This window comes from Azospira oryzae (genome assembly GCF_004217225.1).
Lineage (GTDB): Bacteria > Pseudomonadota > Gammaproteobacteria > Burkholderiales > Rhodocyclaceae > Azospira > Azospira oryzae.
In genome coordinates this window covers 1,335,479-1,361,749 of sequence record NZ_SHKM01000001.1, presented here as the reverse complement: position 1 = coordinate 1,361,749, position 26,271 = coordinate 1,335,479, and the positions used below count along the sequence as shown (strand labels likewise).

23 protein-coding genes are annotated in these 26,271 nt (G+C 66.8%); 10 read left to right on the top strand and 13 right to left on the bottom strand.

The features are described from left to right. Positions 1-162: 162 nt before the first annotated feature. Entirely contained in the window at positions 163-453 is a 291-nt protein-coding gene (locus EV678_RS06175) for a hypothetical protein (protein ID WP_130458866.1), read from the bottom strand. Positions 454-557: 104 nt separating this feature from the next. On the opposite strand from EV678_RS06175, the gene EV678_RS06170 reads away from it, so the two are divergent. Continuing rightward, entirely contained in the window at positions 558-1,472 is a 915-nt protein-coding gene (locus tag EV678_RS06170) for a PoNi-like cognate immunity protein (protein ID WP_130458865.1), read from the top strand. 222 nt (positions 1,473-1,694) lie between these two features. On the opposite strand, the gene EV678_RS06165 is transcribed toward EV678_RS06170, so the two are convergent. After that, on the bottom strand, positions 1,695-2,162 hold the full coding sequence (locus tag EV678_RS06165) for an Lrp/AsnC family transcriptional regulator (protein ID WP_130458864.1): 468 nt from the start codon (positions 2,160-2,162) through the stop codon (positions 1,695-1,697). A gap of 163 nt (positions 2,163-2,325) precedes the next feature. Here EV678_RS06165 and leuA point away from each other — a divergent pair, with 163 nt between their 5' ends. Then, complete coding sequence (leuA, locus tag EV678_RS06160; RefSeq protein ID WP_130458863.1) at positions 2,326-4,008, top strand: 2-isopropylmalate synthase; 1,683 nt, start codon at positions 2,326-2,328, stop codon at positions 4,006-4,008. Between the two features lie 64 nt (positions 4,009-4,072). Here the strand turns inward: leuA and rlmF are convergent, their stop codons facing one another. From rlmF to EV678_RS06140, 4 genes are all read right to left on the bottom strand, one after another. Beyond that, complete coding sequence (rlmF, locus tag EV678_RS06155) at positions 4,073-5,032, bottom strand: 23S rRNA (adenine(1618)-N(6))-methyltransferase RlmF (RefSeq protein WP_130458862.1); 960 nt, start codon at positions 5,030-5,032, stop codon at positions 4,073-4,075. 278 nt (positions 5,033-5,310) lie between these two features. Next, the gene (rsgA, locus tag EV678_RS06150; protein WP_130458861.1) at positions 5,311-6,198 is read right to left on the bottom strand and encodes a ribosome small subunit-dependent GTPase A; all 888 of its coding nucleotides are present in this window, start codon (positions 6,196-6,198) and stop codon (positions 5,311-5,313) included. After that, on the bottom strand, positions 6,195-6,530 hold the full coding sequence (locus EV678_RS06145) for a 4a-hydroxytetrahydrobiopterin dehydratase (protein ID WP_014238236.1): 336 nt from the start codon (positions 6,528-6,530) through the stop codon (positions 6,195-6,197). The genes rsgA and EV678_RS06145 overlap by 4 nt, the downstream gene beginning before the upstream one ends. Positions 6,531-6,541: 11 nt before the next feature. Next, positions 6,542-7,813 carry a M48 family metallopeptidase gene (locus tag EV678_RS06140; protein ID WP_130458860.1) on the bottom strand — a complete coding sequence of 424 codons (1,272 nt, stop codon included), beginning with the start codon at positions 7,811-7,813 and terminating at the stop codon, positions 6,542-6,544. A gap of 140 nt (positions 7,814-7,953) precedes the next feature. On the opposite strand from EV678_RS06140, the gene orn reads away from it, so the two are divergent. Beyond that, positions 7,954-8,499, top strand: coding sequence for an oligoribonuclease (gene orn, locus EV678_RS06135; protein ID WP_130458859.1), 546 nt, complete (start codon positions 7,954-7,956; stop codon positions 8,497-8,499). A 57-nt stretch (positions 8,500-8,556) separates the two neighbouring features. Then, the gene (locus EV678_RS06130; protein ID WP_235832412.1) at positions 8,557-9,225 is read left to right on the top strand and encodes a c-type cytochrome; all 669 of its coding nucleotides are present in this window, start codon (positions 8,557-8,559) and stop codon (positions 9,223-9,225) included. Between the two features lie 110 nt (positions 9,226-9,335). Here the strand turns inward: EV678_RS06130 and EV678_RS06125 are convergent, their stop codons facing one another. The 4 genes from EV678_RS06125 to trxA form a co-directional block, all read right to left on the bottom strand. Then, a complete protein-coding gene (locus EV678_RS06125) occupies positions 9,336-10,979 on the bottom strand; it encodes a hypothetical protein (protein ID WP_130458857.1) in 1,644 nt (547 codons plus the stop codon). 102 nt (positions 10,980-11,081) lie between these two features. Further along, positions 11,082-11,297, bottom strand: coding sequence for a 50S ribosomal protein L31 (rpmE, locus tag EV678_RS06120; protein ID WP_014238231.1), 216 nt, complete (start codon positions 11,295-11,297; stop codon positions 11,082-11,084). Between the two features lie 113 nt (positions 11,298-11,410). Continuing rightward, the gene (rho, locus tag EV678_RS06115) at positions 11,411-12,673 is read right to left on the bottom strand and encodes a transcription termination factor Rho (protein WP_014238230.1); all 1,263 of its coding nucleotides are present in this window, start codon (positions 12,671-12,673) and stop codon (positions 11,411-11,413) included. Between the two features lie 301 nt (positions 12,674-12,974). After that, the gene (gene trxA, locus EV678_RS06110; RefSeq protein WP_014238229.1) at positions 12,975-13,301 is read right to left on the bottom strand and encodes a thioredoxin TrxA; all 327 of its coding nucleotides are present in this window, start codon (positions 13,299-13,301) and stop codon (positions 12,975-12,977) included. A gap of 230 nt (positions 13,302-13,531) precedes the next feature. Between trxA and fdxA the strand changes: the two genes are divergently transcribed. From fdxA to EV678_RS06085, 5 genes are all read left to right on the top strand, one after another. Beyond that, on the top strand, positions 13,532-13,855 hold the full coding sequence (gene fdxA, locus EV678_RS06105; protein ID WP_014238228.1) for a ferredoxin FdxA: 324 nt from the start codon (positions 13,532-13,534) through the stop codon (positions 13,853-13,855). A gap of 15 nt (positions 13,856-13,870) precedes the next feature. Then, entirely contained in the window at positions 13,871-16,672 is a 2,802-nt protein-coding gene (locus EV678_RS06100; protein ID WP_130458856.1) for a PD-(D/E)XK nuclease family protein, read from the top strand. After that, positions 16,665-20,006 (top strand): UvrD-helicase domain-containing protein, encoded by a 3,342-nt coding sequence (locus tag EV678_RS06095; protein WP_165397458.1) that lies wholly within the window; start codon positions 16,665-16,667, stop codon positions 20,004-20,006. The genes EV678_RS06100 and EV678_RS06095 overlap by 8 nt, the downstream gene beginning before the upstream one ends. A gap of 125 nt (positions 20,007-20,131) precedes the next feature. Beyond that, positions 20,132-20,581 carry a CBS domain-containing protein gene (locus tag EV678_RS06090; RefSeq protein ID WP_014238225.1) on the top strand — a complete coding sequence of 150 codons (450 nt, stop codon included), beginning with the start codon at positions 20,132-20,134 and terminating at the stop codon, positions 20,579-20,581. A 330-nt stretch (positions 20,582-20,911) separates the two neighbouring features. Next, entirely contained in the window at positions 20,912-22,579 is a 1,668-nt protein-coding gene (locus EV678_RS06085; RefSeq protein WP_130458854.1) for a long-chain-fatty-acid--CoA ligase, read from the top strand. A 69-nt stretch (positions 22,580-22,648) separates the two neighbouring features. Here the strand turns inward: EV678_RS06085 and gdhA are convergent, their stop codons facing one another. Then, the gene (gene gdhA, locus EV678_RS06080) at positions 22,649-23,995 is read right to left on the bottom strand and encodes an NADP-specific glutamate dehydrogenase (RefSeq protein ID WP_130458853.1); all 1,347 of its coding nucleotides are present in this window, start codon (positions 23,993-23,995) and stop codon (positions 22,649-22,651) included. Positions 23,996-24,236: 241 nt separating this feature from the next. On the opposite strand from gdhA, the gene EV678_RS06075 reads away from it, so the two are divergent. Beyond that, positions 24,237-24,719: a hypothetical protein gene (locus EV678_RS06075; RefSeq protein WP_130458852.1), complete on the top strand. Its 483-nt coding sequence runs from the start codon at positions 24,237-24,239 to the stop codon at positions 24,717-24,719. A gap of 10 nt (positions 24,720-24,729) precedes the next feature. On the opposite strand, the gene EV678_RS06070 is transcribed toward EV678_RS06075, so the two are convergent. Together EV678_RS06070 and cysK are read right to left on the bottom strand one after the other, a co-directional pair. Further along, the gene (locus EV678_RS06070) at positions 24,730-25,266 is read right to left on the bottom strand and encodes an RBBP9/YdeN family alpha/beta hydrolase (RefSeq protein ID WP_130458851.1); all 537 of its coding nucleotides are present in this window, start codon (positions 25,264-25,266) and stop codon (positions 24,730-24,732) included. Between the two features lie 68 nt (positions 25,267-25,334). Continuing rightward, positions 25,335-26,267: a cysteine synthase A gene (cysK, locus tag EV678_RS06065; protein WP_130458850.1), complete on the bottom strand. Its 933-nt coding sequence runs from the start codon at positions 26,265-26,267 to the stop codon at positions 25,335-25,337. Positions 26,268-26,271: the final 4 nt, after the last annotated feature.

The following is a 26,271-nucleotide window of genomic DNA, read 5'->3' as shown; positions in this document are numbered from 1 at the left end:
ATATTCATCGACCACGACGAAGCACGCCACGATGTCTTCAACCACATCGAAATGATCTGCAACCCGAAATACCGTTACGGTTATGCCGGCAACGCTTCTCCGGTAACGTTCGAAAACCAATATTCCAACTGGCTACAGAGTGGTTAGCAAAGCCGTGGCGATTCACAACACCATGCAGAACGGCTCAGCCGCGCCACCAGTATTGGCCAGACTGGCATTGACGACCTGTATAGGATTAGCAGCACATCGGCGGATGATTATGTTGTGTTGGAGTGCATATTCAGAACGTCGACACTCAAGCAGACGGCGGATGGGATGCAAATGAGTGATGATTGGCTGACCGGGGTGAATACCGACGCGGGTCGGATACTGAAGTCGTTGGGGAATCCTGTCGAAACGGTGAAGATTGAACCTCCACCTTCTCAGGGTCGATTCGAAGAACAGGGTGTTCAAACCGATTCCGCTGGAGAGCCCCTTATCTTCATCGTTGATAGTTCTGGAAAAATCACCAAAGCGACGTCAACGATGGTGAGCACGATACTAACGAGAGTGCTGAGATGATCCGTGATCCTTTGAAAGACTCAGTTTATTTTGAAAAGTGGATGCTTTTCTACGAAAGCACTATAGACGAGAGAAAACGACTCTTGCAGGAGCCTTCTGGCAATCCCGGCTATCGTCCCCAGTATGTCTACTCATTGTTGGGGTACAACCTTAGTCTACTTCTCCAGCATTACTGCCATGGAGATCCCATCCGCGAGTTAGCGCAATACATCCCACCAATGCTTGACGCTTGGGAGGAGGCCGAACGCTTGGGTAAGGATGTCTGGACAGAGCGGCAGCAATACACGCGTCATTCTTGGGTAGTGAACCTTGATCATTACATCAATTGCTTCTGGCTGGTCGGTCTTGCCCTTTCTCTAGAGATTCCCGAGGTTCAGTGGCAACGTTTGCTGCTCCTGATTGGCAACGAAGGTGAAGATGCATTGCTTGACCGCATCATCGCAACCCGTCAGCCGGGGCGCAGGGTAGGTGCGAAGCTTTGTCATCCCAAACCCTACCAACGACTACTTGAAACGATTAATGCCCCGGCGGATCAGCAGCCCCAACTGCTCTACACCTTTGTGCAGAAGTGGTATGCCGAGTTGAATCGCCCACAAAAAAAGGGGCTGTCGGAGGATGCTGCCTTGTACGAGCAACCTTATTGGTATAAATACCACACCCTTGAAGGTGGCTATTTCGGCTATTGGTGCATCGAGGCTGTTGCGGCAGTCAAAGCCTTTGGGTTGGATGACCAACTTTGCCTTGGGCATCCCAACTATCCCGGCGATCTTCTTCGACCGGATAAGCCAACTACGCACCCTGTGAAAATGGATGAGGCCAAGAGTGGTACTGATGGAAAGTGCTTACCTTGCTGTTCTCAACAAAAAACAGGATGGCTTGCCCGCTTGTTCGGCATGGGGAAGCTCAAGTAGTAACCTTTGTGAGCCCCATGCCGCCAATGGAGGCAACCTAAACCTTCCAGCAGCCAAAGCAAGAGTAGTAACACCTCTATAAATTCCGTGGCCTTGACTTGAAACGTTTGCTCCCTTATTTGCCATCGCGCTTGTTTTTACGATCAGTGTCGGCTCAAGTCCAAGTGCCGCCGATCATCAAGGTTGCGTCGCAATCCAGGTCGCTTACTCCATAAGCAAGTTTCAAGGGGCCACGGCCAGGGTGTTGCGGTCGATGACCCGGCGCAGGACGAAGCTGGTATGGACGCCGGTGACCCCGGCGATGCGGTTGATGCGGTTGAGCAGCAGCTCCTGGTAGGCGTCCATGTCCTGCACCGCCACCTTCAGCTGGTAGTCGGACTGCTGGCCGGTGATGAGCAGGCATTCCAGGACTTCGGGCACCTGGGCGATGGCCGCCTCGAAATTGGTGAAGCGCTCCGGCGTGTGCTGGTCCATGGAAATGCCGATCAGGGCCATCAGGGACAGGCCCAGCTTTTTCGCGTCCAGCTGGGCCCGGTAGCCGGTGATGAGGCCCGCTTCCTCCAGGGCCCGCACCCGGCGCAGGCAGGGGGAGGGGGAGAGGCCGATGCGGTCGGCCAGGTCCTGGTTGCTGATGCGTCCGTCCTCCTGCAGCAGCTGCAAGATCTGGCGGTCGTAGCGGTCGATTTCCATAAAATTCCCGGGGTTTGTGAATGCGTAAAATTATTATTGTGCAATAGGTGATTTAGCGCAATTAAATTGCCGTAAATGTCATTTTTGGGCTGAAGAACGCAAGCACCTGCGGGCCCGAATTCTCTAACATTGCTCCATCGTTTGATTCATTCAGGAGCCCGCCATGTTGTCCAACCCGTCCAGCAAATATCGGCCTTTCGCCCCGGTGCAACTCGCCGACCGCCAGTGGCCCAGCCGGGTCATCACCACCCCGCCGATGTGGATGAGCACGGACCTGCGGGACGGCAACCAGTCCCTCTTCGAGCCGATGAATGTCGAGAAGAAGATGCGCATGTTCAAGACCCTCTGCCAGGTGGGCTTCAAGGAAATCGAGGTGGCTTTCCCCTCCGCTTCCCAGACCGACTTCAACTTCGTGCGCAGCCTCATCGAAGACGGCCACATCCCCCAGGATGTGACCATCGAGGTCCTCACCCAGGCCCGGGAACACCTCATCCGCCGCACCATGGAGTCCATCAAGGGCGCCCCCCGGGCCATCGTCCATGTCTATAACGCCACCTCCCAGCCCTTCCGCGACTTCGTCTTCGGCATGAGCAAGGCCGAGGTGGTGGCCATGGCGGTGGAAGCCGTCACCCTGATCAAGCAGTTGGCCGCCGAGATGCCGGAGACCGAGGTGGTGCTCGAGTACAGCCCGGAAACCTTCACCGCCACCGAACTCGATTTCGCCCTGGAAGTGTGCGACGCCGTCACCGCCGCCTGGGGCGCCACCCCGGACAACAAGGTGATCCTCAACCTGCCGACCACGGTGGAAATGGCCACGCCCAACGTCTATGCCGACCAGATCGAGTGGATGCACCGCCACCTGGCCCGCCGCGACAGCGTCATCCTCAGCCTGCACCCCCACAACGACAGGGGCACCGCCGTGGCCGCCGCCGAGCTGGGCCTCATGGCCGGCGCCGACCGGGTCGAGGGCTGCCTCTTCGGCAACGGCGAGCGCACCGGCAATGTGGACATCGTCACCGTGGCCCTCAATATGTACACCCAGGGCGTCCATCCCGGCCTCGACTTCTCCGACATCAACGCCGTCGCCCGTACCGTCGAACACTGCAACCAGTTGCCCATTCACCCGCGCCATCCCTATGTGGGTGATCTCGTCTTCACGGCCTTCTCCGGCTCCCACCAGGACGCCATCAAGAAGGGTTTTTCCGCTCAAAAGGCGGATGCGCCGTGGAACGTTCCCTACCTCCCCATCGATCCCGCCGACGTGGGCCGCAGCTATGATTCCGTGATCCGGGTGAATAGCCAGTCGGGCAAGGGCGGCATCGCCTACCTGCTGGAGACGGAGTACGGCGTGGTCATGCCGCGCCGACTGCAGGTGGAGTTTTCCGGGGTGGTGCAGCAGCACGCCGACAGCCACGGCAGCGAACTCACCGCCGCCGACATCTGGCAGCTCTTCTGTCGCACCTACCTGGAGCCGGTGGCGCCGGTGCATTATCGGGAGCACCACCTGTTCGAGCACGGCAGCGCCCAGGGCATCCGCCTCTCGGTGGACATCGACGGCACCGCCCACCTGCTCAGCGGCGAAGGCAACGGCCCCATCGATGCCGCCATCCATGCCCTGCGCGGCGCCGGCCTGCAGGTCCAGGTGCGCAGCTACGAGGAGCGCTCCATGGCGCCGAGCCAGGACGGCGGCGAGGCCCGGGCCTGCGCCTTCGTCGAGATGGCCTGCGACGGCCGGGAGTTCTACGGCGTCGGTATCGACGGCAACATCGTCACCGCCTCCCTCAAGGCCATCGTCAGCGGCCTCAACCGCAGCGGCCAGCAGTTCCGCACCCACCAGGCGGCCTGAGGCCGGCGGCCGTCGCCGCATGCAAAACGGGGCCCGCGGGCCCCGTTTTTTTCGTGCTGCCGGCTCAGCCCCAGCGGGCCAGCATCCACTTCTGCCGCTCGGCCCGGCCGACGAAGCTCCACACCGCCAGGCGGCTCTGCTTCTGCCCCTGGCTCATGGCAATGATGCGGCTGGCGGTGGGCTTGACCTTGGCCAGGGCCGCTTCCACATGGCGCAGGTTTTCCGCCTTGGAGATGAGGGCGGAGAACCACAGGGCCCGCTTGGGGATGCCGGCGCTCTGCTCGATCAGGCGGGTGAGGAAGGCCCGTTCGCCGCCGGGATACCACAGCTCGTTGTCCTGGCCGCCGAAGTTGGAGCCGCCCTTGCCCGGCGTCTGGCCCAGGTTCTTCTGCTTGCGCTCGCTGGCGAAGCGGGCGTCGGCGGCGGAGGCGTGGAAGGGCGGGTTGCACAGGGTCAGGTCGAACTTCTCGCCGGAGCGCAGCACGCCGACGAAGATGTTGTCCGGCACCGGCTGGTGGCGCAGCTCGATGGCGCCGGCCAGGTGCTCGTTGGCGGCGACGATGCGGGCCACGTTGTCCAGGGACTTCTGCTCCGTATCGACGCCGACGAAACGCCAGCCGTATTCGGCGTGGCCGATGAGGGGATAGACGCCGTTGGCGCCGACGCCGATGTCCAGCACCCGCACCCGCTCCCCGGTGGGGATGCGGCCCTCGTTGCCTTCCGCCAGCATGTCGGCCAGGTGGTGCAGCAGGTCGGCCCGGCCCGGGATGGGCGGACACAGGTAGCCGGGGGGGATGTCCCAGCCGGAGACGCCGTAGTCCGCTTCCAGCAGGGCCTTGTTGAGGGCCTTGACCGCCTTCGGGTTGGCGAAGTCGATGCTGGGGCTGCCGGCGGGCGTGGTGACGATGAAGCGGGCCAGCTCGGGCGTGATGGCCGCCAGGGTGGCGAAGTCGTAGCCGTGGGCGTGGCGGTTGCGCGGATGCAGGCCGGGCTTGGGGCTGGCGGGGGCGGCGGGATTGGTCATGGGCGATGGGCGGTGAGAGAGGGGGCGAGTATCCCACGGATCGGCGACGGCGCCGGGGAAAGGGTGGGGAAGGGCATGAATGGCCGTTGGGCTGGCGGCGGCAAGGCCGGCGGGTGGGGCAGCAAGGGAGGCGAGCGGTTTGCAGCGGCGTTTCCGGCCGGGGCGGCGGTTCGGCGGCGGGCCCGGATTCTACCGATACCACCGCCAGGACGCCCGTCCCTCCTGCCTTTCCGTCATGGCATGCCCGGGATGGCCGTCCTGCCTGGCCCCTGGCCTGCCTAGCTGCTGGCGCCCTGGTACAGGGTGCGGAACACGGCCCAGCGGCGCGGGTCGATCTGGCCTGCTTCGAGGGCGCTGCGCAGGGCGCAGTCCGGCTCCCGGTCGTGGCGGCAGTCGCGGAAGCGGCACTGGCCCAGGTGGGGTGCCAGTTCGGCGAAGGCGTGCTCGATGTCGCTGCGGGACAGGTGCTGCAGGCCGAAATCCTGCAGGCCGGGGGAGTCGATCAGGTCGCCGGCCTCGGGCTTGGCCGGGTCCAGGTGGTAGAGGCGGGCGTGGGTGGTGGTGTGCTTGCCCGAATCCAGGGCTTCGGAAATTTCCCGGGTGGCGGCCCGGGCTTCGGGAATGAGGGCGTTCACCAGGGTCGATTTGCCCATGCCGGACTGGCCCACCAGCAGGCTGGTGTGGCCGGCCAGGAGCGGGCGCAGGGCCTCGGCCCCGTGCAGGGCGGAAAGCTCCAGCACCGGCACGCCGAGGGCGACGAAGGGGGCCAGGGCCTGGCGGGCCGGGGCGATCTTGTCCGCCAGGTCGCACTTGTTGAGGATGATGCGGGCGGCCACGCCCTGGTCCTGGGTGGCCACCAGGGTGCGGCAGACCAGCTCGAAGCTGAAGCCCGGCTCGGTGGCGACCACGATCAGCACCTGGCTGACGTTGGCGGCGATGAGCTTCTGCCGGTATTCGTTGGAGCGGTAGAGCAGGGAACTGCGCGGCGTGATGGCCTCGATGGCGCCCTGGTCCTTGGCCGGGCGGCTGATCTCGACCCGGTCGCCGCAGGCGATGTCGCTCTTCTTGCCCCGGGGGAAGCACAGCAGGGTCTCCCCGCCGGCCAGTTCCACCATGTACTGGCGGCCGTGGGCGGCCACCACCTGACCTGGGATGCGCTCGCTCATAGGGCCGCCAGCGCTTCGATCTTGGCGGCGCAGATGAAGTCGTTGCGGGAGAGGCCGCCCACGTCGTGGGTGCCGTAGGTGACGCGCACGGTGTTGTAGTTCACTTGCAGTTCCGGGTGATGGTTTTGCCGCTGGGCCAGCCAGGCGACGCCGTTGGCGAAGAGCATGGCCGCCTCGTAGCCGGTGAAATGGAAAGTCTTGGCGATATGGCCGTCCTCCCGGCTCCAGCCGGGCAGCAGGGGCAGCAGCATGGCCACCGTGGCGTCGTCCAGCCGGTGCTGGGGGCCGGAGAGGTGACGGCAGGTGTCGCGGGCCAGATCGTCCAGGAGCATGGCGCTTTCCTTCAGGCGGTTGCCCCGGCGCCGGTCCGGCGCTGGCTCAGGCGGGTGATGTGAGCGATGCGCAGGGCGGCGGGCGGGTGGGAATCGTAGAACAGGGAATGGAGCGGGTCCGGGGTCAGGGTGCTGGCGTTGTCCTCGTACAGCTTGACCAGGGCGGCCACCAGTTGCTCGCCGTCGGCGTGCTCCACCGCGTAGGCATCGGCCTCGTATTCGTGGCGGCGGGAGAGCAGGCTGGAAAGGGGCGTCAGCAGGAAGGTGAACACCGGCGCCACCATGAAGAAGAGGATCAGGGCCAGGGCCGTGTTCCGGGCCGAGACGCCGAGACCGGCATAGAACCAGGGCGCTTCCATGAGCTGGCCGAGGAGCCAGAGGAAGCCCAGGGACATGGCAAAGAGCAGGGCGATGCGCTTGACGATGTGGCGCCGCTTGAAATGGCCCAGTTCGTGGGCCAGCACCGCTTCGGCCTCTACCGGGGAGAGGCGGGAGAGCAGGGTGTCGAAGAAGACGATGCGCTTGTTCTTGCCGAAGCCGGTGAAATAGGCGTTGCCGTGGGCGCTGCGTTTGGAGCCGTCCATGACGAAGAGGCCGGAGGCGGCGAAACCGCAGCGGGCCAGCAGGGCCTCGATGCGGGATTTCAGCTCGCCCGCTTCCAGGGGCGCGAACTTGTTGAAGAGGGGGGCGATCCAGGTCGGGTAGATGAACAGCAGCAAAAGATTGAAGCCGGACCAGAAGAGCCAGACGTAGAGCCACCAGTTCTCGCCCATGGAGCCCATCAGCCACAGCACCGCCAGCACCACCGGGGCGCCGATGGCGGCGCCCAGCAGGGTGCTTTTGAGCAGGTCGGTGAGGAACAGGGCCGGGGTCATGCGGTTGAAGCCGAAACGCTCCTCCAGCACGAACTGGCGGTACCAGGCGAAGGGCAGGTCGATGGCGCCGGAAATGAGGGTGACGCTGCCGATTAGGCCGAGACCGTAGCCCAGGGGGCTGTCCGGCAGCCAGCCCTGCCACAGGCCGTGCAGGGCCTGGATGCCACCGCCCAGGGTGAAGCCGAGCAGGACCAGGGCTTCCAGGAGGGTGGCGGCCATGCCGAAGCGGTTCCGGGCCACGGTGTAGTCGGCGGCCTTCTGGTGGGCCTCCAGGGAGACGCGGGCGGAGAATTCGGCCGGCACCGCCCCGCGGTGGGCCTGGACGTGGGCGATCTGGCGCCGGGCCAGACCCAGGCGCAGGGCCAGGCTGAGGAGGAGGGCGGCGAGGAATACGAGGGTGAAGGTCACGGCAGGAAAGTCGTCTCGACAGGGAAAAAGCGGATTCGGGGCTGGTCCGGGGCAGGTTCGGCAGGCCGATGATGCAGGAAGGCAGTCAGCCGGCATGAAGCTGTGACAAAATAGAGGCTTCGCAAGTTTCTCCTCGGATTATGGCACAGGACGCAAACCACCTCGTCTGGCTGGACATGGAAATGACCGGCCTCAACCCGGACCAGGATCGCATCATCGAAATGGCCATGGTGGTCACCGACGTCAATCTCAACGTCCTGGCCGAGTCCCCCGTGTGGGCCGTGCACCAGGCCGAGGCGGTGCTGGACGGCATGGACGACTGGAACAAGAACACCCACGGCAAGTCCGGCCTGATCGACCGGGTGCGCGCTTCCGCCACCGACGAGGCCAAGGTCGAGGCCGAGGCCCTGGCCTTCATGGCCCAGTGGGTGCCCCGCCGCGCCACGCCCATGTGCGGCAATTCCATCGGCCAGGACCGCCGTTTCATGGCCCGCTACATGCCGGCCCTGGAAGACTATTTCCATTACCGGAATCTGGATGTGAGCACCCTCAAGGAGCTGTGCCGGCGCTGGGCGCCCGAGGTGGCCCAGGGCTTCGCCAAGAAGGGCCTGCACACGGCCCTTTCCGACATCCACGAATCCATCGAAGAATTGCGGTACTACCGCGAAAAATTCCTGCGGGTCTGAGAATCCGCGGAAAAAACATTTACCACGTTGGGAGGAACAATGAGAAAAATTCTGGGAATGGCATTTCCCCTGCCCCTTGCCCTGAGCCTGTCCCTGGGTCTGCTGGCGGCGCCCGCGCACGCCGCGCCGCCCAAGAAGGAAACCGCCCCGGCCCCCGCCGCCGCGCCGGCCCCGACCACGCCGGAAGAAAAGCTGGCGGCCATGAAGATCAACATCGCCGCCGCCGTCGCCGCCGGCAAGAAGGCCTCCTTCTTCTGCGCCAACTGTCACGGCGAGGACGGCAACAGCAAGTACCCGGAAGTGCCCAACCTGGCGGGCCAGAACCCGGCCTACCTGCTGGAGCAGATCCGCAAGTTCGGCTCCGGCCAGCGCAAGGATGAATTCATGCAGGGCCTGATCAAGGTGCTGTCCGACGACGAGCGGGTGCAGATTTCCCTGTTCTATTCCGAGTCCAAGGTGGTGCCGGGCAATGCGGACGCCGCCCTGGTGCGCCGCGGCCAGGATACCTTCGGCAAGCTGTGCGTGCGCTGCCACGGCGAGGACGCCCGCGGCAACGAGAAAATTGCCCGCCTGGCAGGCCAGCAGAAGGAATACCTGATCCGCTCCATCACCCGTTACCGGGACAAGACCGGCGAGCGCATCGATCCCCTGATGCAGATCGCCACCGCGCCCCTGACCAACGACGACATCAAGGCCGTGGCCGCCTACCTGACCACCAAGCGCTGAGCTGCTTCAGCCCGCGTCTGGCGTCGTCAAAAAGCCCGGGCCCCTCTCCTTCGCAGGAACAGGGGCCCGGGTTTTTTCTTGTCTGGAAAAAGGCGATCCTTGCGGCGGCCTCAGCCGGCGCGGCGCTGGTACAGACGCAGCCTTTCCGTCTTGTCGCCGGGGCGGGCGCCTTCCCAGACCCGTTCCCAGCCGGTGCCGGCGGTGCCGCTGCTCTTCACCGGCACCAGGGCCAGCATCCAGTCGCAGCGCTTGCCTTCGCTGCTGGCCAGGGGCAGGGGACGCAGGTCGCCGAAGATGTCGAGGGAGGCCTTCAGGGCCGGCGACAGTTCGCCCCGCACCGCGACGCAGCCGTGCTTGGCCGGCAGGGCCTGGGTCAGGCCGGCCACCACCGGGCGGTAGCTCTTGCCGTAGTCCACCCAGGGGAACCACAGGGCGGCCACCAGCCCCCACAGCAGGGTGACGCCGGCGGTCCAGTGGGTCAGGCCCCGGTAGGGCGAACGGGGCGAGGAGAAAATGAGCCAGAACCAGGCGGCGCTGAGGGCCAGGGCGAAGAGCACGGGGAACAGGGCGAAGCTGCCTTCGAAGCCCGGCGCCAGCTTGACGAAATTGCGGGCGATCTTGGGCGGCAGGCCGAAGACCATGGCGCTCCAGCCCAGCCAGATGAGGGCGGCGGCCACGGTGAAGGTCATCATGCCGAACCAGTCAAAAAGATTGGTGGCGCCGCGGCGCAGGGTCTTGATGCCGCCGGCGCCGAGCAGGGCCAGGGGGGGCAGCAGGGGCAGGGCGGCCACGCTCTTGGCATCCACGGTGCTGACCACGGTGAGGAAACTGGCGAGGAAGGCCGCCAGGGGCAGCAGCAGGGCCGGGGCGGGCGTCGCGGTCAGCCATTCCCGGCGCCGGGCCCACAGGGTCCACAGGGCCAGGGGCAAGGCCGGCCAGGCGTACCAGGGCAGCATGTTGAGCAGGACCAGGGCGTTGCGCCAGCTGGCTTCCAGGCTGCGCAGCTGGGCCAGTTCCCCGTTCCACCAGACGCCGGCCTGGGCCGGGGTCAGCAGCACGGACCATAGCAGGGGGCCGATGGCGGACAGGGCCAGGGACAGCAGCAACAGGGGGACGACCAGGGTTTTGCGCGGCGCCAGCCAGGGCAGCAGCACCAGGGGCAGGAGCAGGCCGGGCAGGGCGGCCAGGCCGGCGGCGAGGAAGGCTGTCAGGGCGCCGCCGCCGAAGACCAGGGCGCCGCTCCAGGGGTGGCGCCGCAGCAGGGTGAGGCCGGCCAGGGTGGCGGCCTGGGCGGCGAGGAAGGCGATGGCCGGCTGGGCTTCGTGGCTATGCACCAGCAGGCCGATGCAGCCGGCCAGCAGCAGGGGGGCAGAGGCGCTTTCGTCGCGGCCGTGCAGCTCCCGGCTGGCCAGGGCGAGAAAACCCAGGGTCAGGGCGGCATAGAGGGCGGTGGCCAGGCGCGCCCCGTCGAACCAGGGCAGCAGCCAGGCGAAGGCCTTGGCGGCCAGGGCTGCGGTCCAGTAGTAGAGCGGCATGGCGTCGGGCCAGGCATCCCGCCCCAGTTGCAGGACCAGGCCGCCGTCGCCCTGCAGCAGGCGCCAGACGATGCCCAGGTGGGTGGCGTCCTCGGCCTTCCACGGATCGTGGCCCACCAGTCCCGGCAGCAGGAACAGGGCGAGCAGCAGGAGCAGGGGCAGTCCCCGGAAAGGGACGGGGTAGCGCGTGGCGGGGCCGGGGAAGTGGCGGTCGATCATGGCCGATAGGTGACTGGAGGTAAGGGCGGTCAAAGCAAAAAAGGCAGCCCGTGGCTGCCTTTTTCATTGCGCGGCGCCAGGCGCCGGATCGTCCGCAGAAGCTTAGGCGGACTTGCGCAGGTTGCCGAACTTCTGGTTGAACTTTTCAACGCGGCCGGCGGTGTCCATGATCTTCTGCTTGCCGGTGTAGAACGGGTGGCAGGAGGAGCACACTTCCACGTTCAGGGGCTTGCCCATGGTGGACTTGGTGGTGAAGGTGGCGCCGCAGGAGCAGGTGACCTGGATGTCGTTGTATTCGGGGTGGATACCGGGCTTCATGGTGTGTCCTTTCGAGTCTCTTGGCCGGCGGTTGTGACCGGCCCCTGGAAAACGCGGGATTATCCCTGAACTTTCCAGTAGTTGCAAATGTTTTGTCGGGGCGCCGCCGGGCCTCAGCGGCCGCTGCGCATGGCGTCGAAGAACTCGGCGTTGGCCTTGGTGGCCTTGACCTTGTCCAGCAGGAATTCCATCGCTTCCAGGTCGTCCATGTTGTACAGGAGCTTGCGCAGCACCCACATCTTCTGCAGCACGTCGGGCTTCAGCAGCAGTTCCTCGCGGCGGGTGCCGGAGCGGTTCACGTTGATGGCCGGGTAGATGCGCTTCTCGGCCATGCGGCGATCCAGGTGGATTTCCATGTTGCCGGTGCCCTTGAACTCTTCGTAGATCACGTCGTCCATGCGGGAGCCGGTTTCCACCAGGGCGGTGGCGATGATGGTGAGGGAGCCGCCTTCCTCGATGTTGCGGGCAGCGCCGAAGAAGCGCTTGGGCTTCTGCAGGGCGTTGGCGTCCACGCCGCCGGTCAGCACCTTGCCGGAGGCGGGCTGCACGGTGTTGTAGGCGCGGGCCAGGCGGGTGATGGAGTCGAGCAGGATGACCACATCCTTCTTGTGTTCCACCAGGCGCTTGGCCTTCTCGATGACCATTTCGGCGACGATGACGTGGCGGGTGGCCGGTTCGTCGAAGGTGGAGGCCACCACTTCGCCGCGCACGGTGCGCTGCATTTCCGTCACTTCTTCCGGACGCTCGTCGATGAGCAGGACGATCAGCTGCACGTCCGGATGGTTGGCCGTGATGGCGTGGGCGATGTGCTGCAGCATCACGGTCTTGCCGGACTTGGGCGGGGCCACCAGCAGGCCGCGCTGGCCCTTGCCGATGGGGGCGATCATGTCGATGACGCGGGAGGTGGTGTTCTCCTCGGCGCGGATCGGCCGCTCCAGGTGCAGGTGGGAGGAGGGGTGCAGGGGCGTCAGGTTCTCGAAGAGAATCTTGCTCTTGCACGCTTCCGGGGACTCGTAGTTGATCTTGTCCACCTTGACCAGGGCGAAGTAGCGTTCTCCGTCCTTGGGGGTGCGGATCTCGCCCTCGATGGTGTCGCCGGTATGCAGGTTGAAGCGGCGGATCTGGGAGGGGGAGACGTAGATGTCGTCGGTACTGGCCAGGTAGGAGGTTTCCGGGGAGCGCAGGAAACCGAAGCCGTCGGGCAACACTTCCAGGACGCCGTCGCCGAAGATGCTCTCGCCCTTCTTCGCATGCTTCTTGAGCAGGGCGAAGATCAACTCCTGCTTGCGCAGCCGGTTGGCGCCCTCGATTTCGTTGGTCGTCGCCATTTCCAGCAATTGGCTGACGTGGAGGTTTTTCAGTTCGGATAGATGCATGGCGTAGGGGGAGTGTCGAGTTTCAGGAAGGGCGGACGGAAGCCGCGTTGAAACGACAGGCAGTGGAAGGCAGACAGAGAAAGTGTCGGGAATCGAAGGTGCGGCGTGCGGGCCGGACCCGGTCAGGGCTGAAACGAAAACGGTCAGGGCGGGGGAGAGCGACGGTGCTTCTTGGCCCGGAGAACCCGGTGTGTTGCAGCCTGAAAGTCCAACCCTTAATCGCGCAGGTTTTTAGTGTTCGTATGCGCTAGGCGCCCTGGTGCGGCGCGGCCGGAACTTTCAGGCAGGCAGCCTAAAGACTTTACAGGTTGCTGTCAATAAAGGCGGTGAGCTGGGACTTGGAGAGGGCGCCGACCTTGGTGGCCTCGACGTTGCCGCCCTTGAACAGCATCAGGGTGGGGATGCCGCGGATGCCGTATTTGGCCGGGGTCTTCTGGTTGTCGTCGATGTTCAGCTTGGCCACCTTGAGCTTGCCGGCGTATTCGGTGGACACCTCGTCCAGGATCGGGGCGATCATCTTGCAGGGACCGCACCATTCGGCCCAGTAGTCCACCAGCACGGGTTGCTCGGACTGAAGAACTTCGGCCTCGAAGCTGTCGTCGGTGACGTAATGGATGTGTTCGCTCATGGAAAAAGCCTCGTTGGGAATCTAAGTCTTTGGAGATTGGGGGAAATGTGTCCGGCGCCGGAAGGGGCGGACAGGTTGGAACGGGCCTATCCTAACGAAAAACCACGGGCATGGGAAGTTGCCGTAAACTTCGTCTCCCGGGAATCCGGCGCCACGGCCCGACTTCAGGCGAAGGCCGGTTGCGTCTGGCAATTCCCGATTCCGCATGCCGATATTATTTCGAGATTCCCATGGCCTACGTCGTCACTGAAAACTGCATCCGCTGCAAGTACACCGATTGCGTCGATGTCTGCCCCGTAGACTGCTTCCGCGAGGGGCCCAACTTCCTCGCCATCGACCCCCAGGAATGTATCGACTGCTCCCTGTGCGTGGCCGAGTGCCCGGCGGAGGCCATCTTCGCCGAGGACGACGTGCCCGTGGAACAGCGGCACATGATCGAACTCAACGCCGAGCTGGCCCGCCAGTGGCCGGCCATCACCCAGCGCCAGCCGGCGCCGGCGGATGCGGACGAGTGGAACGGCAAGCCGGACAAGCTCAAGCTGCTGCAACGCTGAGCCGGGTCCGCCTCGATGTCCGCCCTGCAAATCCTGCCCCTGCCTGCCGGTCCCGGTTTTCTGCCGGCCGTGGCCCAGGGCATCCTGGCCCTGGGCGCCGAGCGCGGCCTGGGCCTCAACCTGGCGTCCCTGCACGTCTGCGTCCCGGGCCTGCCCCTGGCCTCCCTGCTGCGCCGTGAACTGGGCAGGGTGGCCGCCCAGCCCCTGCTGCTGCCGGTGTGCGACACCCTGGCCCGCTGGGCCGGGACCCAGGTGCTGCAGCCTGCCCCCCTGCCGGAGAGCGAGCGCCTGCTGCTGCTGCGGGCCGCCCTGGCCGAGCGCCGCTGGTTCGAGGAGGGCGCCCTGTGGGGCGTGGCCGGGGAGATGGCGGCCCTCTTCGACGAACTCACCGAGAATGCCCTGGCCCTGCCGGCGGACGAAGCCGCCTTCGTCGCCGAGCTGGAGGCGGCCTACGCCATTCGCCACAGCGTGCCCCTGGCCTTCGAGGCCCGGGTGGTGCATGAACTGTGGCGGGTCCTGGCCGGCCTGGGCCGGCCCGACGCCCCCGGCGCCTACGCCCTGCAACTGGCCCGCCTCGCCGAGGCCGCCGAGGCCGCCGCGGCGCCTCTGGTGGCGGTGCTGGACGGTCCGCCGGAAACGGCCCTGAAGCCGGCGGAAAAAGCCTTCTACCAGCGCTACGCCGAGCGCCAGCCGGTATTCCTCTACTACCCCATGCCGCGGCAGCAGGATGAAGCGCCTCTGATGCGCACCCTGGCCGCCGCCTGGCCCCTGCCCGATCCGGCTCAGGAGATGGCGCCCCTGCTGGAACGGGCCCACGCCCTGCCGGCCCGGGTGCCCGCTAGCCCCCTGGCCGAGCGCCTGCAGATACTTGCCGCCCGGGGTCGGGAACAGGAGGCCCGGGGCGCTGCTGCCCTGGTGCTGCAATGGCTGCAGGAGGGCAAGCGGCGCATCGCCCTGATCGCCCAGGACCGCCTGGTGGCGCGCCGGGTGCGGGCCCTGCTGGAGCGGCGCGAGGTGCTGGTGGCGGACGAGACCGGCTGGAAGCTGTCCACCTCCCGGGCCGGCGCCGTCCTCGACGGCCTCCTGGAGACCGTGGCCGGCGCCGCCTATTACAAGGACGTGCTGGACCTCTTGAAGTCCCCCTTCCTCTGCGACGACCTGCGGGACAACGCCCGCAAGGGTGCCGTCTTCGCCCTGGAGCAGGCGGTGCGCCGGGGCGGCGTCAAGGCCGGCCTGGCCGGCATGCGCCGGGTGCTGCAGGCCGTGGATCAGCCCACCGCCGCCCAGGAGCGGGCCCTGGCCCTGCTCGATCGTCTGGAAGCGGCCCTCAAGCTGCTGGCCAGCCGCGATGCCACCCTGCCCGACTGGATCGCCCGCCTGGAAAAGGCGGTGGACGCCCTGGGCGCCCGCCAGCGCCTGCTCAAGGATGCCGCCGGGGCAGTGATCCTGGACCTGCTGGCCCAGCGCCGGGAGGAACTGGCGGAGAGCCGGGACCGCTTCCCCTTCCACGTCTTCCGCGACTGGCTCAACCGGGAGCTGGAAAGCGAAGTCTTCCGCGACCTCTCCATCGACAGTCCGGTGCTCATGACCCACCTGGCCGCCACCCGCCTGCGGCCCTTCGAGGCCGCCGTGCTGCTGGGCGGCGATGCGGGGCGCCTCAAGCCCGCCGAGCCGGCCGCCGCCTTCTTCAACCAGAGCGTGCGCCAGGAACTGGGCCTGCCCACCCGGGCCGTGGCCCAGGAGCGCCTGCGTGCCGACCTGGCCCTGCTCCTGGCCAGCGTGCCCCAGGTGGCGGTGACCTGGCAGGAGGAACGGGACGGGGAACCCCAGCTGCTGGCGCCGGAGCTGGACCGCCTCGCCGCCCTGCACCGCTTCGCCTGGGGGAGCAGCCTGCAGGGCGCCGTGGCCGCCCTGGCCGATCCGCCGGAAGGCGACGAGGCGCGCCCCGGCCCCACCCGGCGGCCGGCGCCGGTGTTGGCGCCGGAGGCGGTGCCCCTCAAGTATTCGGTCAGCGCCTACACCGCTCTGGTCGGCTGCCCCTACCGCTTCTTCGCCCGCCACGTACTGCGCCTCAACGAGCTGGACGAGGTCAGCGAGGAAATGGAAAAGCGGGACTACGGCCTGCTGGTGCACGAAGTGATGGAACGTTTCCATAAACAATACCCGGTGCTGACCCCGGTGCCCGAGGCCGAAGCCCTGGCGGCCCTGCAGGCGCTCACCCGGGAGGTCTTCGCCCGGGCCCTGGCCGACAACTACCTGGCCCTGGGCTGGCGCCTGCGCTGGGAAAAGCGCCTCGCCGCCTATCTCGTCTGGCAGCGCCAGCGGGAGGCCGAGGGCTGGTACTGGCACGACGCCGAAACCAAGCAGAGCCGCCTCTTCCCCCTGGCCGACGGCGTCCAGGTGGAACTGCATGGCCGCATCGACCGCACCGATACCGGCCCCGACGGCTATTCCCTGCTCGACTACAAGACCCGCAGCCGCCAGGCCATCAAGTCCGGCCTGGAAGAGGACCTGCAGCTGGCCGCCTACGCCGCCCTGGTGGGCGAGGACGCGGAAGAGGCCGCCTACGTGGTGCTGGACGACGACAAGGTGGAAGCCCTCTCCGCCAGCGAAGACCTGCAGGCCGATGCCCAGGCCCAGGCCGCGCGCCTGGTGCGGACGGTGCAGGCCATGCGGGCCGGCGCCTCCCTGCCGGCCCACGGCGTCGCCGCCCTGTGCACCTATTGCGAAATGTCCGGCCTGTGCCGCTACGAACACGTGGATGAAATGAACGACGGCGTGAATGCCAGTGCCCCGGGGGAGCCCCGCCATGACTGATCCCCGCCAACTGGTGCTGGACGCCCTGGACCCCCGCCGTTCGGTGGTGGTGGAAGCCTGTGCCGGCAGCGGCAAGACCTGGCTGCTGGCTTCCCGCATCGTCCGCCTGCTGCTGGAGGGCGCCGCCCCCGGCGACATCCTGGCCATCACCTTCACCCGCAAGGCGGCCCGGGAAATCGAGGAGCGGGTCATGGGCTGGCTGCGGGACCTGGCAGCCATGCCCGATGTCGAGGCCACTGTTTTCCTCGCCGAGCGCGGCATGACGGCGGACGCCGGCCTGCTGCGCCGGGCCCGGGGCCTCTACGAGCGGGTGGCCGATGCCCAGCCGCCCCTTTCCGTGCATACCTTCCACGGCTGGTTCCTCCAGCTCATCGCCGCCGCGCCCCTGGTCTCCGGCCTGGCCGGCAGCAGCCTGGTGGAATCCACCGGGCGCCTGCTGGAAGAGCTGTGGCAGAACTTCGCCGCCGAACTGCAGGCCGATCCGGAAGGGGAACTGGCCGGCCACTTCACCGCCCTGCTGCAGGGCGCCGGCCTGGACAGCACCCGCGGTCTGCTGATGCGCCTGGTGGCCCGCCGCGCCGAATGGCTGGCCTACACCGGCGGCCAGGAAGACGGCGTCGCCCATGCCCTGGAGCGGCTGCAACAGCTGCTCGGCGTCGGCGAAGCGGGGGAGGGCCTGGAGGCCTTCTTCACCCCGGGTTGGGAGGCCGACTACCACGCCTACCTGGGCTTTCTCGAACAGAGCGAGACCAAGACCGACCAGGGCCTGGCCGCCACCCTGCGCGGGGCCCTGCAGCCGGGACTGGCGGCGGAGGCTGCCTTCGACATTCTCGGCAGCGTGCTGCTGACCCAGAGCGGCACCCTGCGCTCGCGCAAGCCTTCCGGCGCCCTCGACAAGCGCTTTGGCAGCGACGGCGCTGCCCGCTTCCTCGACCTGCACCAGCGTCTCGGTCAGTCTCTCCTGGCCACCCGGGAAGTGCTGCGGGCCGAGCAGATTCTCGAGTTCAACCGCCACGGCCTCAGCCTGGGGGCCGCCTTCCTCGAGCGCCTGGAAAAGCACAAGCAGGCCCGCCGCCTGATCGACTTCGTCGATGCGGAATGGCAGGTGCTGCAACTGCTGCAGGACGAGGGCCACGCCGCCTTCCTGCAGGCCCGCCTGGACGCCCGCTACAAGCACATCCTGCTGGACGAGTTCCAGGACACCAACCCCCTGCAATGGCAGATCCTCCTGGCCTGGCTCGATGCCTACACCCATGGCGACGGTGGCGAGGCCCCCTGCCTGTTCCTGGTGGGCGACCCCAAGCAGTCCATCTACCGTTTCCGCCAGGCCGAGCCCCGGCTTTTCGCCACGGCGGCGGATTTCCTCGAACACAACTTCGGCGCCCGCCGCCTGGCCCAGGACGCCACCCGGCGCAACGCCCGGTCGGTGGTGGAGGTGGTCAATGCCCTCTTCAGCGTCGAGCCCGCCTTCACCGGCTTCCGCCCCCAGAGTTCCCTGGCCGGGCAGTTGCCGGGCCAGGTGGAGCTGCTGCCCCTGGTGAGCCTGGCGGAAGAGGAGGAGCAAAGCGCCGGCGCTGCCCTGCGCGATCCCCTCACCACCCCGGCGACGGAAGTCAGGGACCCGCGGCGGGACGAGGAGGCGGCCCGCCTGGCAGCACGTCTGCAGCAGTTCATGGCCACGCTGCGGGTCAAGGAAGGGGAGGGCGAACGCCCGGCCCGCTGGGGCGACGTCATGCTGCTGGTGCGCAAGCGCACCCAGCTGGCCGCCTACGAGCGGGCTCTCAAGGCCGCCGGCATCCCCTATCTGGCGGCCTCCCGGGGCGGCCTGCTGCAGACCCTGGAAGCCCGGGACATCGCCGCCCTGTTTGAATTCCTGGTACTGCCCTCCGCCGACCTGGCCCTGGCCCAGGTGCTGCGCACGCCCCTCTTCGCCGTGGGCGACGACGACCTGCTGCAACTGGCCGCCGCCGGCCCCGGCCCCTGGTGGGAGCGCCTCATGGGCCTGTGCAACCGGGGCGAGGCACGGCCGCGCCTGGCCCGGGCCTTCGCCCTGCTGGACGGCTGGCTGAAGGCTGCCGACGTGCTGCCGGCCCACGACCTGCTGGACCGGGTCTTCCACCAGGGCGAGCTGCTGGCCCGCTACCGGGAAGCCGTGCCGGCGGCCCTCTGGCCCGGGGTGGAAGCCAATCTGCTGGCCCTGCTGCAACTGGCCCTGGACCTGGACGGCGGCCGCTACCCCAGCCTGCCCCGCTTCATCGACGAGCTGTCCCGCCTGCGCGATGCGGATGCCGACGAGGCACCGGACGAGGGCATCGTCGAAGGTGACAGCAACGACGGCCAGGGCCGGGTGCGCATCCTCACCATCCACGCCGCCAAGGGCCTGGAAGCGCCCGTCGTCTGGCTGCTCGACGCCAATGCCGAGGGCGGCGGTCCCGCCGACGCCTGGAGCCTGCTGGTGGACTGGCCGCCGCAAGCGCCCCGGCCCGAGCACCTTTCCCTCTACGGCATCAAGGCCGACCGGGGGGCGGCCCGGGAGCCCCTGTTCGAGGGCGAGGCGAAGCTGGCGGAGCGGGAGGAACTGAACCTGCTCTACGTCGCCGTCACCCGGGCCAAGCAGGTGTTCGTCGCCAGCGGCAGCGCGCCGAAGAAGGGCGACTCTCCCGAGCACAGTCCCTACCAGCGCCTGGCCCGGGCCCTGGCTGCCCTGGGGGCGACGGCGGACGAGGCCGGCACCCTGGTCTACGGCGATCTTTGTCTGGATGCCATGGCCGGGAGCCAGGAGGGAAGCCAGTCTCCGCCGGGTCTGCCTGAACAATGGCGTCCTGCGCCGTTCCTGGCGGTGGAGCCCGTGGGCGAGCGGCGCCTGGGGCCGGGGGAGGACGCCCTCTTCGGCATCCTCCTCCACGGCTGCCTCGAGCGCCTCACCGCCGGCCTTGCCCTGGAGCCGGACTGGTGGCGCAAGGTGGGCGGCGCCACGGCCAGCGAAGCCGGCGGCGAGGAAGCCGAGGCCGCCGCCCGGCGCCTGATGGCCCGGCCCGAGCTGGCCTTCCTGCTCGACCCGTCCCTGGTGGCCCGCAACGAGGCCGAGATCAGCAACGCCGAAGGCCAGGTGAAGCGGGTCGATCGTCTGGTGGAAACGCCGGAGGCGGTGTGGGTGGTGGATTACAAGAGTTCCCGCGCCGACACCAAGCGCCTGGCCGAGTACCGTCGCCAGGTGGCGGAATACCGGGAACTGCTGACCCCCCTCTATGGGCAGAAGCCCGTACGCGCCGCCCTGGTGTTCGGCGACGGCACCCTGCTGGAGGTGAAAGAAATGCTGTCCGATTTGGGGTAAACGCCACTTTCCCTATTGCAGGGGATGAACTAACATCCGATCACTAATCCGGGTCCGGCCCTCCCCAGGTGCCGGAGACAATGAGACAGCGACGACAGCGAACATAAGCGACAAGGGGAACAGACATGCATGTGCGGGATATTCTGGCGATCAAGGGAACGGTGCTGTTCACGGCCATGCCCCAGCAGACCCTGGACAACGCCGTGGCCGCCATGGCCGAAAACGACGTGGGCTCCCTGGTGGTCATGGGCGGCGGCAAGATGGTCGGCATGTTGACCTTCCGCGAAGTGCTGAAGGCGGTGCACCGGCACAAGGGCAACCTGGCCAGCGTCAAGGTCGAGGACGTGATGCTCTCCGCGCCCATCACGGCCAGCCCCGATATGGAAACCAACGAGCTGCGCCACCTGCTCATCGAAAACCACCAGCGCTACGTGCCGGTGATGGACGGCACCACCCTGATGGGCGTGCTCTCCTTCCTCGATGTGGCCAAGTCCGTGCTCGAGGAACAGAACTTCGAGAACAAGATGCTGAAGAACTACATCAAGAACTGGCCGGACGAGGAAGGCTCCGCCTGATCCGCCGCCGTAGCCTCCCATGCCAAGCTGCCCGCCGTGCCTTCCAGGTCCGGCGGGCAGCGGCGTTTACGGCCCGGGAAAAGCCCGGGAGGTGTTCCGGGGCGCAGCCCGAGGAGCCTTTGCCGGGGCTGGCGGCAGGGCCGTGGCGATGGCCGCCGGGGGCCGGGTGAGGCGATGAATCGGCAGGGCCTAGGGGATTTCCCCCGGGCCCCGGCTGTCCCACTACCAAGGGGGTGAAACTCGGGTTACAATGATTTCAAACGGTCGTTTGAACCGTCAATAAGAAAACCCACAAGACCCTTGGCCACTGCCATAGGAGGAGACCAAACCATGGAAAAGATCTGGCTGCGGAGTTACCCGCAAGGCGTGCCGGAGTTTATCGACGTCAACGAATTCAAGTCCCTGGGCCAGCTTTTCGAGCAGAGCTGTGCCCAGTACCGGGACCGGGTGGCCTACATCAATATGGGCGTGGGCATCACCTACGGCGAGCTGGACCGGCTCTCCCGGGACTTTGCCGCCTATCTGCAGGACGTGCTGAAGCTGCCCCAGGGCGCCCGCGTCGCCCTGATGATGCCCAACCTGCTGCAGTATCCGGTGTGCATGTTCGGCGCCCTGCGGGCCGGCTACGTGGTGGTGAACTGCAACCCCCTCTATACCCACCGGGAACTGGAACACCAGCTGAAGGATTCCGGCGCCGAGGCCATCGTCATCGTCGAGAACTTCGCCCACACCCTGGAGCAGGCCCTTCCCCTGGTGCCGGGCCTGAAGCACGTCATCGTCACCTCCCTCGGCGACATGCTGGGCCTGCTCAAGGGCACCGTGGTCAATCTGGTGGTGCGCCACGTGAAGAAGATGGTGCCGGCCTGGAAGCTGCCGCGCCACGTCAAGTTCAAGGCCGCCATGGTCCGGGGCAAGGGCGCCACCCTACGTCCGGTGCAGGTGGGCCACGAGGACATCGCTTATCTGCAATACACCGGCGGCACCACCGGCGTGGCCAAGGGCGCCATGCTGCTCCACCGCAACATCATCGCCAACCTGCAGCAGGCCCACGCCTGGATCGAGCCTTTCCTGCACAAGGACCAGCAGCTGATCATCACCGCCCTGCCGCTGTACCACATCTTCTCCCTGACGGCGAACTGCCTGACCTTCCTCAAGATCGGCGCCACCAATGTGCTGATCACCAATCCCCGGGATATTCCGGGCTTCGTCAAGGAACTGGCCCAGTACAAGTTCACCGTCATCACCGGGGTGAACACCCTGTTCAACGCCTTGCTCAACAACCCGGACTTCGCCAAGCTGGATTTCTCGGCCCTGCGCGCGGCCCTGGGGGGCGGCATGGCGGTGCAGAAATCAGTGGCCCAGAAGTGGCGCCAGGTCACCGGCAAGCCCCTGATCGAAGCCTACGGCCTGACCGAGACCTCGCCGGCGGCCACCATCAATCCCCTGGACCTGGGCGAATTCAACGGCGCCATCGGCCTGCCCATCTCCTCCACCGAGATCGTCATCCGCGACGACCTGGGCAACGACCTGCCGGTGGGCCAGGCCGGCGAAATCTGCATCCGCGGCCCCCAGGTGATGAAGGGCTACTGGCTGCGCCCGGATGAAACCGCCACGGTGTTCTACGCCGACGGCTTCCTGCGCACCGGCGACGTGGGTGTCATGGACGAGAAGGGCTTCGTGCGCATCGTGGACCGCAAGAAGGACATGATCCTGGTGTCCGGCTTCAATGTGTATCCCAACGAGGTGGAGGCCGTGGTGGCCATGCATCCGGCGGTCATGGAAGTGGCCGCGGTGGGTGTGCCGAGCGAGCATTCGGGCGAGGCGGTGAAGATTTTCGTGGTGCTCAAGGACAAGTCGGTGACCAAGGAGCAGCTCATCGCCCACTGCAAGGAGAACCTCACCGGCTACAAGGTGCCCCATCTGGTGGAGTTCCGCGACGACCTGCCCAAGACCAACGTGGGCAAGATCCTGCGCCGGGCCCTGAAGGAAGCGGCCTGATCCGCCGCACCTGGTCCCATGAAAAAGGCCCCGCATGCGGGGCCTTTTGTTTTGGCCTTGGCGCCGGGATCAGACCACGCCCTGGGCCAGCATGGCATCGGCCACCTTGACGAAGCCGGCGATGTTGGCGCCGGCCACGTAGTTGATGCTGCCCCGCTGGCCCCGGCCGCTGCCGTGGCCGACGCAGGCGGCGTGGATGGAGAGCATGATCTGCTTCAGGCGCTGGTCCACCTCGTCCCGGGTCCAGGACAGGCGCAGGGCGTTCTGGCTCATTTCCAGGCCGGAGACGGCGACCCCGCCCGCATTGGAGGCCTTGCCCGGGGCGTAGAGGATGCCGGCCTCGAGGAAGGCATGGACCGCTTCCAGGGTGGAGGGCATGTTGGCGCCCTCGGCGACGCAGCGCACGCCGTTCTGCAGCAGGGTGCGGGCGTCGTTGCCGTCCAGCTCGTTCTGGGTGGCGCAGGGCAGGGCCACGTCGCAGGGAATGGACCAGGGCCGCTGGCCCGGCAGGAAGGTGAGGCCGAACTGGCGGGCATAGTCCTCGACCCGGCCCCGCTGCACTTCCTTGATGTGGTGCAGGGCCGACCACTTCTCTTCGGTCATGCCGTCCGGGTCGTGCACGGTGCCGCCGGAGTCGGAAACGCTGATGACCTTGGCTCCCAGGCGCATGGCCTTCTGGGCGGCGAACTGGGCCACATTGCCGGAGCCGGAGACGGTGACGCGCAGGCCTTCCAGACCCATGTTGCGGGTGGCCAGCATGTTCTCGACGAAGTAGATGGTGCCGTAGCCGGTGGCTTCGGGGCGGATCAGGCTGCCGCCGTAGTCCAGGCCCTTGCCGGTGAGGACGGAGGAAAACTCCCCTTCCAGCTTCTTGTACATGCCGAACATGTAGCCCACCTCCCGGCCGCCGACGCCGATGTCGCCGGCCGGTACGTCGATGTCGGCGCCGATGTGCTTGTGCAGTTCGGCCATGAAGGCCTGGCAGAAGCGCATCACCTCCAGGTCGCTCTTGCCCTTGGGGTCGAAGTCGGCGCCGCCCTTGCCGCCGCCCATGGGCAGGGTAGTGAGGGAGTTCTTGAACACCTGCTCAAAGGCCAGGAACTTGAGGATGGAGAGATTGACCGAGGGGTGGAAGCGGATGCCGCCCTTGTAGGGGCCGATGGCCGAACTCATCTGGATGCGGTAGCCCCGATTGACCTGGACCTGGCCGGCATCGTCCACCCAGGGCACGCGGAACATGATGGCCCGCTCCGGCTCGACGATGCGTTCCAGCAGGCCCAGGCGGCGGTAGCGGGGATTTTCCTGGAGGAAGGGCCACAGGGTTTCCAGGACCTCCTTCACGGCCTGGAGAAACTCCGGCTGTTGCGGGTCCCGGAGTTGCAGGCGGGCAAGAAAGGAATCCAGGGTGTCGTTCATGGCGTGCTTTCGGAAGATGAAAAAAACGCCGGGAATTATGCACCAATTTGGTGCACGTAGACGCCAAAAGCTCGGAATGCCCCTTGCCGGCAGGGCTTGGGCTTCCCCTGCCGGGTCATGGCAGCCGCCGTTTCCTGCCGGCGCTGCGACCTTCTGCCGCCGCCTCGTTTTAAGACGGATCATGTTATTTCCCTGGCCGGATGGGGAGCATAGGGGCCCCTAGAGAAACCGGAGTGAGCACATGAACAAGAAACCCCTCGTGACCGTCCTTAGCCTGCTGGCCCTGGCGGCGCCCCTGTCATCCAGCCTGGCGGCGGACCACAGCCATCACCACCACGGCGCCGCCACGCCGACCCTGCAGCTCAACCAGGGCCAGAAGTGGGCCACCGATGCGCCCCTGCGGGACGGCATGAGCCGTATCCAGGCTGCCATGGAGCCCCGTCTGGCGGAAATCCACGGCAACCGCCTGAACCGGGCCGGCTACGCCAAGCTGGCGGCGAGTCTGGAGCGGGAGGTGGGCGGCATCGTTGCCGCCTGCAAACTGGCACCGGAAGCCGACGCCATGCTGCATCTGGTGCTGGCCGACCTGGGCGCCGGCATCGAGGCCATGGCCGGCAAGAGCAAGGGCGGCGATCCCCGCCGCGGCGCCGCCAAGGTGCTCGGCGCCCTGGAGGATTACGGCCGCTACTTCGACCACCCGGGCTGGAAGCCCATGGCCCACTGAGGCCGGTGCTTCAGGCCTCGAGGCTGCGCAACAGTTCCCGGCCCCAGGGCCAGTCGCCGAGGCCGCTGTCGGCATTGATGTGGCCGCAGTAGCCCGCGTCCACGAAGCGGCTGCCCCACAGGGCGGCGCACTGGGCGGCGAAGATGAGGTGGCCGTAGGGATCGTCCCGGCTGGCCACCACCAGGCTGGGAAAGGGCAGGGCGCTACGGGCCAGGGGCGAGAAACCCCTGGCCTCGGCCGGAAAGGCCGGCCCCTGGGGGTCGGGGGGCGCCACCAGTAGGGCGCCTTGTACCGGCAGGCGGCTTTCTTCCGCCCAGCGGCTCACCAGCAGGCAGCCCAGGCTGTGGGCCACCAGGATGGGCGGGTTGGGTGCCGCCGCCACGGCCGCTTCCAGGGCATGGCGCCAGTCTGTGTAATGGGGTGCCTCCCAGGATTGCTGCTCGACCCGGCGGAAATGGGGCTCGGCAGCCTGCCAGCGGCTCTGCCAATGGTCGGGCCCGGAGTTGCCGAAGCCGGGCACGATGAGGACGGGATGGGGATTGCTCATGGGCGCTTCCTGCCGTGCCCGGACAGCCGAACGCCCCGGCGGGCCGGGGCGTTCGGGAGCATCCGGGGTCAGACTTCCAGGTGCTGGTAGAGGGCGGTGGACAGGTAGCGTTCGCCGAAGGAGGGGATCACCACCACGGTCAGCTTGCCCTTGTTTTCCGGTTTCCTGGCGATTTCCAGGGCGGCCCACACCGCGGCGCCGGAGGAAATGCCCACCAGCAGGCCTTCTTCCGTGGCCAGGCGGCGGGCGGTGGCGAAGGCGTCGTCGTTCTTGACCCGCACCACGCCGTCGTAAACCTGGGTGTTGAGCACGGCGGGCACGAAGCCGGCGCCAATGCCCTGGATGGGGTGGGGGCCCTTGGCGCCGCCGGAGAGCACCGGGGAGGCATCGGGCTCCACGGCGAAGACCTGGACGCTGGGTTTCTTGGCCTTCAGCACTTCGCCGACGCCGGTGACGGTGCCGCCGGTGCCGACGCCGGCGACGAAAATGTCCACCTGGCCGTCGGTGTCGGCCCAGATTTCCTCAGCGGTGGTGTTGCGATGCACTTCCGGGTTGGCCGGGTTCTCGAACTGCTGGGGAATGAAATAGCGGGAGTCGCTCTCGGCCAGCTCCTGGGCCTTCTTGATGGCGCCGCCCATGCCTTCGGGGCCGGGGGTGAGGATCAGCTCGGCGCCGTAGGCCTTGAGCAGCAGCTTGCGCTCCCGGCTCATGGTTTCGGGCATGACGAAGGCCGCCTTGATGCCGCGGGCGGCACAGACCATGGCCAGGCCGATGCCGGTGTTGCCGGAGGTGGGTTCCAGGACGATGGTGTCGGGCTTGATCTTGCCGGCGGCCTGGGCCGCGTCGATCATGGCCACGGCGATCCGGTCCTTGACGCTGTGGGCCGGGTTGAAATATTCCAGCTTCAGGGCCACGGTGCCCTCGATGCCGGCAGCGACGCGGTTGAGTTGGACCAGGGGGGTCTTGCCCACCAGCTGGGTCACATCCTTGGCGATTTTCATGGAA